Consider the following 14,493-nt stretch of genomic DNA (forward strand, 5'->3'; position numbering starts at 1 on the left):
GATGTTGTCTTCAGAATGATCTAGTCTTGGCCAGTCCCAGGGAGAGATCGCCATGCACCGCTTTTTCGAGCAGCTCAGTTCCCGCATCATCGCGCCGTTCGTGGCCGGATCCTCGCGCAACAGCAAAGTCTGGCCGTGCCGGTGCGGCCAGTCGCTGTTCTTTCGCAACAGTCAGTGCCTGGCCTGTAACGCCTTGCTTGGTTATCAACCTGAACAAAGTCGCCTGACCTCGCTGCAGCCGGGGCCGGAAGAGGGCACCTGGACGCTCGACGTCGATCCCGACGCCGGTCTGTTCCGCCGCTGCGCCAACCTCGACATGCCCGCCGCGTGCAACTGGCTGCTGCCGGCCAACGATCACGACACCTTGTGCATCGCTTGCAGCCTTAACCGCACCATCCCTGATCTCTCCGTCGCGGAAAATCCCGAACGCTGGCGCAAGGTCGAAATCGCCAAGCGTCGACTGGTCGCGCAACTGATCACCCTCGGCTTGCCGGTCATCCCGAAAACCGTCGACGAAGAAACCGGATTGGCTTTCGACTTCATCGGTGTCGACCTCGAAGGCAACGCGCCGATGACCGGCCACGCCAATGGCCTTATCACCCTCGACATCAAAGAGGCCGACGACGCTCACCGTGAACAGGTCAGGGCCGCGATGCACGAACCTTACCGCACGCTGCTCGGGCATTTTCGCCATGAGGTCGGCCACTACTACTGGGATCGCCTCATCGCCAACGGCCCTTGGCTGGAGGCGTTCCGTAACCTGTTCGGCGACGAGCGCGCCAGTTACGCCGAGGCGCTGGACCGGCATTACCAGCAAGGCGCACCGCTGGACTGGCCGCAGCACTACGTCAGTGCCTACGCGACCATGCACCCGTGGGAAGACTGGGCGGAAACCTGGGCGCACTACCTGCACATGATGGACGCCGTGGATACTGCGCTGGGCTTCGGCATGAGCGCGCGGGAAATGGACTTTGACTATCAGCCGTTTCCTACCAGCACCCTGTACGACCCGGAGCACCCCGGCGGTGGCGCTTTCCTGTCATTCGTCAATGCGTGGATCGAGCTGGCGGGGATGCTCAACGAACTGTCGCGCAGCATGGGCCAGCCGGATTTCTATCCGTTCGTACTGCCGGCAGCGGCGATCGCCAAGCTGCACTTCATTCATCTGGTGATCCAGGATGCGGGCGGTCGCGCAGACGAAGTCCTGGCCCTGTAGAAGCTGGCGCAGGCTGCGATCTTTTGGCGTCACCGCATGTCCTTGAACCTGTTGGTATTTTTTATCTGCAACCAACGGTTGTAACTTCATCTCAGACAGGTACAATGGCGCGGCTCGCCGACAGGCAAGCGTCGTTATGGTGACCCCATCGGTCCCCCCGCAACGATTACCCGTGAACCTGGTCAGATCCGGAAGGAAGCAGCCACAGCGGGAACATTGTGTGCCGGGGTGTGGCTGGTGGGGGCACCACCTTAACGAACCAGCCAAGGCTTCAGACAGAACTGCATGGGTTTCGCCCACTGCGGTTTTTTTATGCCTGCGATTTGGCTAGTGGCGTTGCTCCGCCAGCAAAAATGCTCGGATCAGCCGGGCAGCTTCCAGTGCCCGTGCGGCTGTCGACAGCGAACAGTGGCATACTCCCCCGCCTGGCAACGAGAGGTAAGGCAAGTGGGTGAAATTGACGATCTGACCCGGGAAAAGCTGCGCGAATGGCAGTTACGTCGTCTGGAAGTCAAAGCACAGATGCAGGATCAGCCCGAGCGCACGCTGGAGCTGTCGCGAGTGCTCGACCTGATGGATGAAGAACACGCTGCGATTCTGGCGGCATCTGCTGTTTTCAACGCGGCAGACGAGCCTGAACAGTCGGTCCCGGTCGAGGCACAATCGGCGATCGTCGAGCACGCATCAGCCTCGCCGACCGCAAAGTACGACCTGCAACTGCACGCCACCGCTCAAAACCCTGAACACCTGCGCAAACTGCTCGAAATGGCCCTCTACGAAGTGCAGGCGCAGATCGATGCGGCGGCGGTGGCCAGCGGCACTGAACGACGCGGCATGTCCGGCACGCTCGGCGACTACTCCTTCGAGCTGCGGATCAACCCCGAGGCCGGCAGTGAAGGAAACTTGCCGCAGTCCCATGAAATGCACGACGAGAATGACCAGGACTGATCTGGTGTTGTATTAAGGCCCAGGCGGCGAGGTTGTATGCACCCGGAACATTTTGATTTGGCCACCCCGGTATTTCTGCCCATCACCCATGATGCGTGTACGGCGCTGTTGCAGCCCGAGGGTGACGCGGCACTGGCCAACCTGAGCGACCCGGAACTGGCGGCGGTGCTGGTCATCCAGAACCTTGCCCAGGCCACGGAAAAGGACCTGAGCGCCAGCGCAGCGGAGAAAATTCTCGCCAGACTCATTGACTGGTCTGTCACCTCCCGGCGCTCCGGATCGGCGGGACTGCTTGCAGAGGCGCGGCGTCTGTTCGATTCGCGCAAATTGTATTTCGGCCTCAATGCGCTCAAAGGCCTGAACCTGCGCTTTCTCATGGCCGATGAAGTCACAGCGCAGGAATACCTGTTGCCCGGCGGGCAGTGGGATGTGGACTACAAGATCCGCCATCAGCAACAGAACAACCCGTTTCGCCAGCAAATGGTCACGCCACGCGAGCGTGAACACTGGTTAAGTGCGGCGCAGGACAAACTGCTGCGAACCTTCCGTGCCAACCTCGACGAAGACCTGCACGTGCAGGGTTATGCGGGCATCGGCAAGAGTTACATGCTCAGCGCGCTGATCGAATGCCTGCGCTCGAAACGCACCCTGGTACTGGCGCGCACCCCGGCGAAACTGGCGACGTTGCGCAAGCACATCGTGCAAGTGCACGACACGGAAATTGGCCAGACCTTCTACGATTTTGCCCAGGCCCAGTTGCTTGGCCCCCGATCGCACATGGCCAGGACGCCAGCGCGGATCCCGAGCAGGCAGGCGCTGGCGCAGGAACTGAATATGTTCGGCTTTCGCCACCACGATGGGCAGGGCACTCTGGAGGTTTGTCTGCGCGTGCTGGAGCTGTATTGCGCCTCCAGAGACCACACGCTGTCCGCTAGGCATCTGCCGCACTTCCAGCAGCCCTTGACCGGCGCAGACTCGCAAGCGCTGCTGGAATACTCCAGTCGCCTGTGGGTGTATCTGGAGGCCAACCCGGCCTGGGCCAGCCAGAGCGGTTTTCCGACGTTGCTCATGATCAAGCGCGCCAGTCTCGCCGGTTGCCGCGTCCCGCCGCGCTACACCCACGTGATCATCGACGAAAGCCAAGATGTGCCGGCGTCGTTGCTGCAAATCATCGAGCGCGGGCAGCAGGTGCTGATCACCCTCGGCGATGAGTATCAGCAGGCCACGGGCGAGGCGCCCAAGCGCAAGCGTGAAGTTCGTCAGAGCGATATCTGCTATTCGGTGCGTTCGGGGCGCAATGTCGAGCGCCTGGTCAATCCGCTGATCTCGCGCCACACGCACAAGAGCAAAGTGCCGTTCGAAGGCGCTCGTCACGCCGACGTCGATATCGAGTACTACCCGCAAGCCTTCGTGCCGCCCGAAGGTTGCGTGGTGCTGACCGCTTCACCGTGGGACACGATGATGTGGGCCATCCACCTGCACGATTCCAGTTGCGCCTTCAGTTTCCCCGACCGGGAAGCGCAGGACGACATCAAGCATTTCATGACCACCGCCATCGAGCTGTTCCGCCGCGATTTCTACAACGCCGGGTCCAGCGAGAAAGGACCGCATCCGTATTTCAGCGACATGGCTGATTGGCAGCAGGTGCGCGCCGCCAACCAGTTCGATGAAGCTTTCTTGTGGATCGAGGCGCAGTTGCAAAACGGCTTCATGATTGCCGACCTGACTCGCCTGAGCCAAAAGATCATCGAGCCAGGCAAAGCCTGTCTGTTGATGATGGCCGAGCGGGCTGGCGGCATGGAGTTCAAGCGCGTGCTGTTGACCCGGACGTTGCTCAGCAACGAGAAATTCAAGGATGCCTACGAGTTCGATCAGCGCATCTGTGCCGTGTACATCGCCGTGTCCCGTGCCCGGCAGCAGCTTTATCTGCCTTACGACGTGGTCGAGTGGATCGATTATCACCACAGCCGCGAGCCAAAATTCCGCGAGTCGCACGGTTATTGACCCGGCCAATCCTGTGGGAGCTAGGGTGTGGTTGAAGAGGCGCCGGTGTACAACCTGATTATGTCGTCGATCTCGCCGGACATTTTCATGCGCAGCAACGTTCGTAAAATCCGCTGCACCGGCACGTTCGGGTCGTTCCTCACATAGCAGCCGATATTCTGTTCCTGCAGCACCGCGACCCCCTGCAACTGCTGCTCCGGCAGCAGGCGTTGATTGATCCAGTCCAGGGTCCACTGATTGCTCACCGCATAGCGGTATCGCCCGGCCAGCAGCTTTTCCAGTACCTGCTCCTGATTGCGCGCGTCTTCGCGTTGCAACTGATCAGCGTCGAACAGCGGTTGCAGGGTAGGGTAGCTGTAACCGAGGACGGTGCCGATGGCCTGGCGCGGCAGCCGGGCGGGATCGATCTGCGCCGGTTGTTCCTTGCGGCTGATCAGCAGGTCGCGCTGAAACCACAACGGCACGCTCCAGATGTAATCGCCGGACTGATTCGGCAGCCACGACTGTGCGGCATAGCAGCGCACGTCGATGTCGCCGTGCTCCATGGCGCTCTGTACCCGCGCGCGCGGCAGGACGACGAATTGCGCTGGCGCGCCGACCTGGGTCGCCAGGCTGAGCAGGGCGTCGTGCAGGATGCCCTGGGTCGGTCTGCCGCTTTGCAGTTGCATCATCGGCATCGCCCAACTGTCCGGCACGGCGAAGCGCAACGGCGCTTGCGCTGCCATCGCGTTGAGGCTGATACCCAGCAATGCCGCCACGGCCCACCGCATAGACGCTCCGGTAATTCCCCATCCCGAGCTGATAAAAGCCTCTGCTGATAGAGCTTAGCCATATTAGACGAGGACACCGGATGCAATTTTGCCCTTGCTCCGCTAGCATTAGCCGCTTCTGCTTCCTTCGCTGCGACGGTTTTCGATGAGTTATCAGGTTCTTGCACGTAAATGGCGTCCACGCTCGTTCCGCGAAATGGTCGGCCAGACCCATGTGCTCAAGGCTCTGATCAATGCCTTGGACAGCCAACGGCTGCACCACGCCTACCTGTTCACCGGGACGCGCGGGGTCGGCAAGACCACCATCGCGCGGATCATTGCCAAGTGCCTGAACTGCGAGACAGGTATCACCTCCAGTCCCTGCGGCGAGTGCTCGGTGTGCCGCGAGATCGATGAAGGCCGTTTTGTCGACCTCATCGAGATCGACGCCGCCAGCCGCACCAAGGTCGAAGACACCCGCGAACTGCTCGATAACGTGCAGTACGCGCCAAGCCGTGGGCGCTTCAAGGTCTACCTGATCGACGAAGTGCACATGCTTTCCAGCCATTCCTTCAATGCGCTGTTGAAAACCCTCGAAGAGCCGCCGCCCTACGTCAAGTTCATCCTGGCGACCACCGATCCGCAGAAACTTCCGGCAACGATTCTTTCGCGCTGCCTGCAGTTCTCCCTGAAGAACATGACGCCCGAGCGTGTGGTCGAGCATTTGACCCACGTCCTGACCGCAGAAAACGTACCGTTCGAAGACGATGCACTGTGGCTGCTTGGTCGCGCTGCTGACGGCTCGATGCGCGACGCCATGAGCCTGACCGATCAGGCCATCGCGTTCGGTGAAGGCAAGGTCCTCGCGACCGACGTGCGCGCGATGCTCGGCACGCTGGATCACGGTCAGGTCTATGACGTGCTGCATGCGCTGATCGAAGGCGATGCCAAGGCGCTGCTCGAAGCCGTGCGGCATCTGGCCGAGCAAGGCCCGGACTGGAACGGCGTGCTCTCGGAAATTCTCAACGTGCTGCACCGCGTGGCCATCGCTCAGGCGTTGCCGGAAGGCGTCGACAATGGCCACGGCGACCGTGATCGCGTATTGGCCCTGGCCCAGGCGTTGCCGGCCGAAGACGTGCAGTTCTATTACCAGATGGGCCTGATCGGTCGTCGCGATTTGCCGCTGGCGCCGGACCCGCGTGGCGGTTTCGAGATGGTCTTGCTGCGGATGCTCGCGTTCCGACCGGCGGATACGGCGGACGCGCCGAGGCAACTGCTAAAGCCAGTGGGGATCAGCCAGGCCACAGTTGATTCCGCAAACTCAGTGGCTGCCGCGCCGAAGCCTGCGCCGGTGGTCGCTGCGGCTGCTGCGCCAGCACCCGCGCCCGCACCAGTAGCAGCGCCGGCTGCCGAGCCAGAACCGGATGTGCCGGTTGTCGAAGCGCACCCGGAGCCTGAGCCAGTCGCCGTCGAAACCGTGGTCGATCTGCCATGGAACGACCCGGTGGAAGCCGAGGCCGAGCCGGCGCCAGTTCAGCAACCCGCCGTCGAACCGGTGCTGGAAACCGCCGGCGAGCAGCCTGAACTGCCGCCGATGCCGCTGCCGACCCCGGACAGCGTGGTCCCGGATGCGCCGGAGTGGGCCGCTGCGCCAATTCCCGAGCCGTCCGTCGCCGACGTCGATGCCGCTACGCCGGGCATGGACATGGACGACGAACCGCCGCTGGATGAAGACTACATCGAGCCGGACATGGATTCGGCCTACAGCTACCTCGACGAACTGGCCAGCGAACACGCCGCCGATCCGGAGCCTGAGCCCGAGCCGGAACCTGCCGCCGCGCCGGCCACCGGCCTGGCCCTGCAATGGCTGGAGCTGTTCCCGAAGCTGCCGATTTCTGGCATGACCGGCAGCATCGCCGCCAACTGCACGTTGATTGCGGTCGATGGCGATCACTGGCTGATGCACCTCGATCCGGCTCACAGCGCCCTGTTCAACGCCACGCAACAGCGTCGTCTCAACGACGCGTTGAACCAGTTCCACGGGCGCACGCTGACGCTGACCATCGAGCTGATCAAGCCCGAGCAGGAAACCCCGGCCCAGGCCGCCTCCCGCCGCCGCGCCAATCGCCAGCGTGAGGCGGAGGAATCGATCCACGGTGATCCGTTCATCCAGCAGATGGTTCAGCAGTTCGGCGCGGTGGTGCGAAGCGATACTATTGAACCTGTCGACGCCTTGGTCACCCAAGGCTAATAACTGAAGGTGCTCGGCCAAGATGGCCGGGCGCTGTTTTATCCAAGTACGTTTGAGGTGATTCCCATGATGAAAGGTGGCATGGCCGGCCTGATGAAGCAGGCGCAGCAGATGCAGGAAAAAATGGCCAAGATGCAGGAAGAACTGGCCAACGCCGAAGTCACCGGCAAGGCCGGCGGCGACATGGTCACCGTGGTGATGACCGGTCGTCACGACGTTAAAAGCGTGAGTATCGACCCAAGCCTGGTCGAAGGCCTGAGCGAAGACGACAAAGAGATGCTGGAAGCCGTGGTCGCCGCCGCCGTCAACGACGCCGTGCGCAAGATCGAAGCCAACAGCCAGGAAAAAATGGGCAGCATGACCGCCGGCATGAACCTGCCGGCGGGTATGAAGCTGCCGTTCTGATTCGCCATTGCGCGGCAGATGAGCTACACAAAATGCCAGGCATTGTGCCTGGCATTTTTGTTTCTGCCTGATGGGCATGTGCCGCAGACTGACGCTTTCGCGAGCAGGCTCGCTCCCACAGGGATTGCATTTCCAAGTGTGGGAGCGAGCCTGCTCGCGAATGAAGTCACCTCGGCACAACTGAAGAAACATCGAACACACCACCGCTACCAAGGTCTGCTCCCTATACACCGAATTCCCCATTCACAGGAGACGCTGACATGTCCGACCCTCTCACCCTCAATCAACGCTTCGTCCTCGCCTCGCGCCCGAGCGGCGCGCCGACCCCGGAGAATTTCCGTCTGGAGCGCGAGGCGCTGCCGGACCTGCAGGACGGTCAGGTATTGCTGAAAACCCTGTACCTGTCGCTCGACCCTTACATGCGCGGGCGCATGAGCGACGCTCCGTCCTACGCTGCGCCAGTGCAAATCGGCGAAGTCATGACCGGTGGTGCGGTCAGCCGGGTCGAGCAGTCCAATCATCCGAAATTCCACGTAGGTGATCTGGTGGTTGGCGCCACCGGTTGGCAGAGCCACAGCATCAGCGACGGTCGCAACATCATGCCGATCCCGGCCGGCCTGCCGAGCCCGTCGATGGCCCTCGGCGTACTGGGCATGCCGGGCATGACCGCGTACATGGGCCTGATGGACATCGGCCAGCCGAAAGAGGGCGAAACCCTGGTAGTGGCTGCAGCGTCCGGTGCCGTCGGCTCGGTGGTCGGGCAAGTGGCGAAGATCAAAGACCTGCGCGCGGTCGGTGTGGCCGGTGGGGCCGAGAAGTGCAAATACGTGGTTGAGGAACTGGGTTTTGATGCCTGCATCGACCACAAGGCCGATGACTTTGCCGAGCAACTGGCCAAAGCCTGTCCCAACGGCATCGACATATATTACGAGAACGTCGGCGGCCATGTCTTCGACGCGGTCTTGCCGTTGCTCAACCCCAAGGCGCGCATCCCGTTGTGCGGCCTGATCGCCGGCTACAACGCCGCCGAGGCGCCGACCGGCCCGGATCGCCTGCCGATGCTGCAACGCACTTTGCTCACCAAGCGTGTGCGGATTCAGGGCTTCATCGTCTTCGACGATTACGGTGATCGTCAGCCGGAATTCATCAGCCACATGGTGCCGTGGGTACGCGACGGCAAGGTGAAGTTCCGCGAGGACGTGGTCGAAGGCCTGGAGCAGGCGCCCGAGGCGTTCATCGGTCTGCTGGAAGGGCGCAACTTCGGCAAACTGGTGGTTCGGGTCGCCCAGGACTGAGGATTTGACGCTGGCCAGAGGCGCGGGTATAAACCGCGTCTCGTTGTTTAGTCGGACTGTTTACCCATGAGCTTCAGCCCTTTGATTCGCCAACTGATCGACGCTCTGCGCACCTTGCCGGGCGTGGGTCAGAAAACCGCTCAGCGCATGGCGTTGCAGTTGCTCGAACGTGATCGCAGCGGCGGTACGCGTCTGGCCCAGGCCTTGAGCCAGGCCATGGAAGGCGTTGGCCATTGCCGCCAGTGCCGCACGCTGACCGAAGACGACCTCTGCCCGCAATGCGCCGACCCGCGCCGCGATGACACGCTGCTCTGCGTGGTCGAAGGGCCGATGGACGTTTATGCGGTGGAGCAGACCGGCTTCCGTGGCCGCTATTTCGTGCTCAAGGGGCATTTGTCGCCGCTGGATGGCCTGGGGCCGGAAGCGATCGGCATTCCGCAATTGATGGCGCGGATTGAAGAGGCGGGGACCTTTACCGAAGTCATCCTCGCCACCAACCCGACGGTGGAAGGCGAAGCGACGGCGCACTACATCGCGCAGTTGCTCAACAACAAAGGCCTGGTCGCCTCGCGGATTGCCCACGGCGTACCGCTGGGCGGTGAGCTGGAGCTGGTCGACGGCGGCACGCTGGCGCATTCGTTTGCCGGGCGTAAACCTATCTCCCTGTAAGTCTCTATCGCCCTTTCGGGCCACATCGCTGGCAAGCCAGCTCCCACAGTGTTGGATGTGACCCACAGCATATGTGTCCACACCGAACCCTGTGGGAGCTGGCTTGCCAGCGATGGCCGCGCTGCGGTCGATCTGATTCACACAATTTCATTGATAACCAAGCAAGCGCTCGGTTAACGTCGGCGAACCCCTCCGTGGAGCTCGCCCATGCCTGCCTTTCAGGAATACTTCGACCCCAGCCACCAATTGGTCCGCGACAGCGTCAGACGTTTTGTCGAACGCGAGATCCTGCCGGACATCGATCAGTGGGAAGAAGCCGAAAGCTTTCCCCGTGAGCTGTACCTCAAGGCCGGTGCGGCGGGCATTCTCGGTATCGGCTATCCCGAGGCGCTTGGCGGCAGCCATGAAGGCGATCTGTTCGCCAAGGTCGCCGTCAGTGAGGAGCTGATGCGCTGTGGCTCAGGCGGGCTGGTGGCGGGGCTGGGTTCGCTGGATATCGGCCTGCCGCCGATCGTCAAATGGGCGCGGCCTGAAGTGCGAGAGCGGGTCGTCCCCCAAGTGCTCAGCGGCGAAAAGATCAGCGCCCTGGCGGTGACCGAGCCCGGTGGCGGCTCCGACGTCGCCAACCTGCAAACCCGCGCCGTGCGTGACGGCGATTGCTTCCGGGTCAGCGGCAGCAAGACCTTTATTACCAGTGGCGTTCGCGCGGATTTCTACACGGTCGCGGTGCGCACCGGTGCGCCGGGGTTCGGCGGTATCAGCCTGTTGCTGATCGAGAAGGACACGCCGGGTTTCAGTGTCGGTCGGCAATTGAAGAAAATGGGCTGGTGGGCGTCGGACACGGCTGAATTGTTCTTCGACGATTGCCGCGTGCCTGTAGGAAACCTCATCGGCGCTGAGAACATGGGCTTCGCCTGCATCATGGGCAATTTTCAGAGCGAACGCCTGGCGCTGGCGCTGATGGCCAACATGACGGCGCAATTGGCGCTGGAGGAGAGCCTGAAGTGGGCGCGCGAGCGTGAGGCATTTGGCAAACCCATCGGCAAGTTTCAGGTAATCAAACATCGGCTCGCCGAAATGGCCACGGCGCTGGAAGTGTCGCGGGAGTTCACTTACCGGCAAGCGGCAAAAATGGCGGCGGGGCAGAGCGTGATCAAGGAGATTTCCATGGCGAAGAACTTCGCCACCGACACCTCCGACCGGATCACCACCGAGGCCGTGCAGATTCTTGGCGGGCTCGGTTACATGCGTGAAAGCCTGGTGGAGCGGCTGTATCGGGATAATCGCATTCTGTCGATTGGCGGCGGAACGCGGGAAGTGATGAACGAAATCATCAGCAAGCAGATGGGGCTCTAAGTCCTGCGGTGTAGCTGCCGGCCCCTTCGCGAGCAGGCTCGCTCCCACAGTTGAAATGCATTCCCCTGTGGGAGCGAGCCTGCTCGCGAAAGCGGCCTGTCAGACGCTGCTTATTTATCAGTCAACGCAAACTGCGTCAGGCAGAACGTCGGAATGCCCATGTCCTGCAAGCGCTGCGAGCCTTGCAGCTCTGGCAGGTCAATGATCGCCGCCGCTTCATGCACCCGCGCGCCCATGCGGCGAATCAGGTTGGCTGCTGCGATCAGCGTGCCGCCGGTAGCGATCAGGTCATCGAACATCACCACCGAATCGCCTTCACACAGGCTGTCGGCGTGCACTTCCAGAAACGCTTCGCCGTACTCGGTCGCGTAACCTTCGGCCAGTACGTCCGCCGGCAGTTTGCCTTGCTTGCGGAACAGCACCAGCGGCTTGTTCAACTGATAGGCCAGTACCGAACCGATCAGAAAACCACGGGCATCCATGGCGCCGATGTGGGTGAAGTCGGCTTCGACGTAGCGATGGGCGAAGCTGTCCATCACCAGGCGCAGGGCCGTCGGCGACTGGAACAGCGGGGTGATGTCGCGAAAGATCACGCCCGGTTTCGGGAAGTCGATCACGGGGCGGATCAGGGATTTGATGTCGAAGGAGTCGAAGACCATCGGGGTGTCCTGGCAGGGCTGCAAACGGCGCAGTATACCCGCGGCTGAAACGATTCGCTCAACCGCGGGTCGTGATCAGCCTTCGATCGAACCGCCGGCCAGCGCGCACAGCTGAATCGGGTCGAGGATATGGATCTCCTTGCCCTCTGCGGCAATCAGCTCGTTCTGCTGGAAACGGGTGAACACCCGCGACACGGTTTCCACCGCCAGGCCCAGGTAGTTACCGATTTCATTGCGCGACATGCTCAGGCGGAACTGGTTGGCCGAGAAGCCGCGAGCGCGGAAGCGTGCCGACAGGTTGACCAGGAAAGTAGCGATGCGCTCGTCAGCGGTTTTCTTCGACAGCAGCAGCATCATTTGCTGGTCGTCACGAATCTCGCGGCTCATCACCCGCATCAACTGGCGGCGCAGTTGTGGCAATTGCAGCGCGAGTTCATCAAGGCGCTCGAAGGGGATTTCGCAGACCGAAGTGGTTTCCAGCGCCTGGGCCGAGACCGGGTGTTTTTCGGTGTCCATGCCCGACAGTCCTACCAGTTCGCTCGGCAGGTGGAAACCGGTCAGCTGTTCTTCGCCGGCATCGCTCAGGCTGAAAGTCTTCAGGGCACCAGAGCGGACTGCATAAACGGAATCAAAGGTGTCGCCCTGGCGGAACAGGAATTCGCCTTTCTTCAGCGGGCGGCCGCGTTTAACGATTTCGTCGAGCGCATCCATGTCTTCCAGATTCAGAGAAAGTGGCAGGCAGAGCGGGGCCAGGCTGCAATCCTTGCAGTGGGCCTGGTTGTGAGCGCGCAGTTTGACTGGCTCGGACATTTCTTCAATCCTTGTGGGAAAACACACATAAGCCGTAAGGGTAACCCACGGGAGGACATTCAGGCCAGCACGTGGCGGCGTTGTCCTACAGACATAAAGCCGCAGCACCGGCGGCCGATAACCCGCTATCAGCACTCAACCAAGGAAGGCCCCGATGACCGCCATTGGTACGCTAAGCCCCGGCAGCAGCGGCGTTGCTGCTTCGCCGGAGATGACCAGCACCGACGCTGCAATCGATCGCGATGAAGACTTGTCGCACACGGCAACCCCGACCTTGGTCGAGGGCGTCAAAGTGTCGCTGTCCGGCGCGGCCATCGCCAAATCCGCCGCTGTCGGCGGCGAAAACAGTGACATCGACAACAGTGGCTTGCCGGAGAACATCCAGCAGTTGCTGAAGATGATTCGCAAGATCCAAAAAGAAATCATCGAGAAAAAAGCGCGCATGGCGGCGGTCATGTCAGACAGAACCCTCTCCACCGAGGAAAAGATCAACAAGCTCGCCGCACTGCGGGGCGCCATCGCCGCCCTCAACAGTGGCCTGATCACCGCCAACCTCGCCCTGTCGAAAGTCATGAACCAGTCGGCGCTCAATCCTGACCAGAACCTCAAAGTCGGCTCGTTGCTGACCAAGCCTTAAATCACCCGCGAGAAACGCTGGCGGTTCTGCTGCTCCAGGTACGCATCAAAGACCATGCACACCGAGCGCACCAGCAATCGGCCCGCTGGCAACACCTCGATGCGCTCGCGCTCGAGTCTGATCAGGCCATCCTCGGCCATACCTTGCAACTGCGGCCAGAGCGCGCCGAAGTAGCCTTGAAAATCGATGTTGAACTGCTGCTCGATCTCGGCGAACTCGAGTTTGAAATTGCAGATCAGCTGCTGAATCACTGCGCGGCGCAAGCGGTCGTCGGCGTTGCACACCAGACCGCGACTGGTCGCCAGCTGCGCGCTGGCCAGGCTGTTCTGATACGCGTTGAGGTCGCTGCTGTTCTGGCAGTACAGATCGCCGATCTGGCTGATCGCCGACACGCCCAGGCCAATCAGGTCGCAATGGCCGTGGGTGGTGTAACCCTGGAAGTTGCGTTGCAGGGTGTGCTCTTCCTGGGCAATCGCCAGTTCGTCATCAGGCAGGGCGAAGTGGTCCATGCCGATGTAACGGTAGCCGGCAGCGGTCAGTTGCTCGATGGTGCGCTGGAGCATTTCCAGCTTGTGCGCCGGGCTCGGCAGTTCGCTGCTGTTGATTCGCCGTTGCGGCATGAAGCGTTCCGGCAGGTGCGCGTAGTTGAATACCGAGAGGCGATCCGGTTGCAGGCTGATCACTTCCTCGACGGTGCGGGCGAAATTGTCGGGTGTCTGCTTGGGCAGGCCATAAATCAGATCGATGTTGATCGAGCGAAATTGCAGGGTTCGCGCCGCATCGATCACCGCGCGGGTTTCTTCCAGGCTTTGCAGGCGATTGACCGCGCGCTGCACCGCCGGGTCAAGATCCTGCAGGCCAATGCTGACCCGGTTGAAACCCAGTTCGCGCAGCAGGCCCATGGTCGACCAGTCGGCTTCGCGCGGGTCGATTTCAATGCCGTAATCGCCGGAATCATCGTTGAGCAAATTGAAATGCTTGCGCAGGTGCGCCATCAGCTGTCGCAGTTCGTCGTGGCTGAGAAAAGTCGGCGTGCCGCCACCGAAATGCAGCTGCTCGACGGTTTGCGCCGGGTCGAGGTGGCAGGCAATCAACTGGATTTCCTGTTCGAGCCGTTGCAGGTACGGTTGCGCGCGGCCGCGGTCCTTGGTGATGACCTTATTGCAGGCGCAGTAGTAGCAAATGTTCGCGCAGAACGGCACATGCACGTACAGCGACAACGGCCGCTGGGCCTTACGGCTGTCGCGTAGGGCGTGGAACAGGTCGAAAGTGCCGACCTGACCGTGAAATTGCACGGCGGTCGGATATGAGGTGTAGCGTGGCCCCGCCAGATCGTAGCGGCGGATCAGATCAGAGTCCCAACGAATGGCGTCGAGCATGCGGGCATTCCCCCGGATAGGCTGGCAGTGTGGCGAGTCTAGGGGAGTGCGTTACAGGGCATCTTGATTTGCATCAACGGCGAGGATTTGTGTTGTTCGTGCGGGCGTCTTCGCG

Annotated in this window: 13 protein-coding genes and 1 other RNA gene; 10 read left to right on the plus strand and 4 right to left on the minus strand. The window is 61.5% G+C overall.

Translation table 11 applies throughout. From position 1 onward, the window contains the following. Nucleotides 1-52: 52 nt before the first annotated feature. From PSH90_RS09155 to PSH90_RS09170, 4 genes are all read left to right on the plus strand, one after another. Nucleotides 53-1,216, plus strand: a complete 1,164-nt coding sequence (locus PSH90_RS09155; protein ID WP_252883464.1) for a putative zinc-binding metallopeptidase — start codon at nt 53-55, stop codon at nt 1,214-1,216. 146 nt (nt 1,217-1,362) lie between these two features. Beyond that, an RNA gene (gene ffs / locus PSH90_RS09160) (signal recognition particle sRNA small type) lies at nt 1,363-1,459 on the plus strand. Between the two features lie 204 nt (nt 1,460-1,663). After that, complete coding sequence (locus PSH90_RS09165; protein WP_305382553.1) at nt 1,664-2,164, plus strand: hypothetical protein; 501 nt, start codon at nt 1,664-1,666, stop codon at nt 2,162-2,164. Between the two features lie 36 nt (nt 2,165-2,200). Beyond that, the gene (locus tag PSH90_RS09170) at nt 2,201-4,168 is read left to right on the plus strand and encodes a hypothetical protein (protein ID WP_305382554.1); all 1,968 of its coding nucleotides are present in this window, start codon (nt 2,201-2,203) and stop codon (nt 4,166-4,168) included. 20 nt (nt 4,169-4,188) lie between these two features. Here the strand turns inward: PSH90_RS09170 and PSH90_RS09175 are convergent, their stop codons facing one another. After that, on the minus strand, nt 4,189-4,938 hold the full coding sequence (locus PSH90_RS09175; RefSeq protein ID WP_095180855.1) for an ABC transporter substrate-binding protein: 750 nt from the start codon (nt 4,936-4,938) through the stop codon (nt 4,189-4,191). Between the two features lie 145 nt (nt 4,939-5,083). Here PSH90_RS09175 and dnaX point away from each other — a divergent pair, with 145 nt between their 5' ends. The 5 genes from dnaX to PSH90_RS09200 all read left to right on the plus strand — a co-directional run bounded on the left by dnaX (nt 5,084) and on the right by PSH90_RS09200 (nt 10,893). Continuing rightward, nucleotides 5,084-7,168 carry a DNA polymerase III subunit gamma/tau gene (dnaX, locus tag PSH90_RS09180; protein ID WP_305382555.1) on the plus strand — a complete coding sequence of 695 codons (2,085 nt, stop codon included), beginning with the start codon at nt 5,084-5,086 and terminating at the stop codon, nt 7,166-7,168. Nucleotides 7,169-7,234: 66 nt separating this feature from the next. Then, nucleotides 7,235-7,573, plus strand: coding sequence for a YbaB/EbfC family nucleoid-associated protein (locus PSH90_RS09185; protein WP_003223337.1), 339 nt, complete (start codon nt 7,235-7,237; stop codon nt 7,571-7,573). A gap of 260 nt (nt 7,574-7,833) precedes the next feature. Continuing rightward, nucleotides 7,834-8,868, plus strand: a complete 1,035-nt coding sequence (locus tag PSH90_RS09190; protein ID WP_305382556.1) for an NADP-dependent oxidoreductase — start codon at nt 7,834-7,836, stop codon at nt 8,866-8,868. A gap of 66 nt (nt 8,869-8,934) precedes the next feature. Further along, nucleotides 8,935-9,537, plus strand: coding sequence for a recombination mediator RecR (gene recR, locus PSH90_RS09195; RefSeq protein ID WP_016773861.1), 603 nt, complete (start codon nt 8,935-8,937; stop codon nt 9,535-9,537). A gap of 207 nt (nt 9,538-9,744) precedes the next feature. Next, complete coding sequence (locus PSH90_RS09200) at nt 9,745-10,893, plus strand: acyl-CoA dehydrogenase family protein (protein ID WP_305382557.1); 1,149 nt, start codon at nt 9,745-9,747, stop codon at nt 10,891-10,893. Nucleotides 10,894-11,003: 110 nt separating this feature from the next. On the opposite strand, the gene PSH90_RS09205 is transcribed toward PSH90_RS09200, so the two are convergent. Continuing rightward, the gene (locus PSH90_RS09205; protein ID WP_024012326.1) at nt 11,004-11,552 is read right to left on the minus strand and encodes an adenine phosphoribosyltransferase; all 549 of its coding nucleotides are present in this window, start codon (nt 11,550-11,552) and stop codon (nt 11,004-11,006) included. Between the two features lie 75 nt (nt 11,553-11,627). After that, nucleotides 11,628-12,362: a fumarate/nitrate reduction transcriptional regulator Fnr gene (gene fnr, locus PSH90_RS09210; RefSeq protein ID WP_016773865.1), complete on the minus strand. Its 735-nt coding sequence runs from the start codon at nt 12,360-12,362 to the stop codon at nt 11,628-11,630. Between the two features lie 154 nt (nt 12,363-12,516). Between fnr and PSH90_RS09215 the strand changes: the two genes are divergently transcribed. After that, on the plus strand, nt 12,517-12,999 hold the full coding sequence (locus PSH90_RS09215; protein ID WP_150741395.1) for a hypothetical protein: 483 nt from the start codon (nt 12,517-12,519) through the stop codon (nt 12,997-12,999). On the opposite strand, the gene hemN is transcribed toward PSH90_RS09215, so the two are convergent. Then, nucleotides 12,996-14,378, minus strand: coding sequence for an oxygen-independent coproporphyrinogen III oxidase (gene hemN / locus PSH90_RS09220; protein WP_236169137.1), 1,383 nt, complete (start codon nt 14,376-14,378; stop codon nt 12,996-12,998). The genes PSH90_RS09215 and hemN overlap by 4 nt on opposite strands. Between the last annotated feature and the right edge of the window lie 115 nt (nt 14,379-14,493).

It is taken from the genome of Pseudomonas sp. FP1762 (assembly GCF_030687105.1).
GTDB lineage: Bacteria > Pseudomonadota > Gammaproteobacteria > Pseudomonadales > Pseudomonadaceae > Aquipseudomonas > Aquipseudomonas siliginis.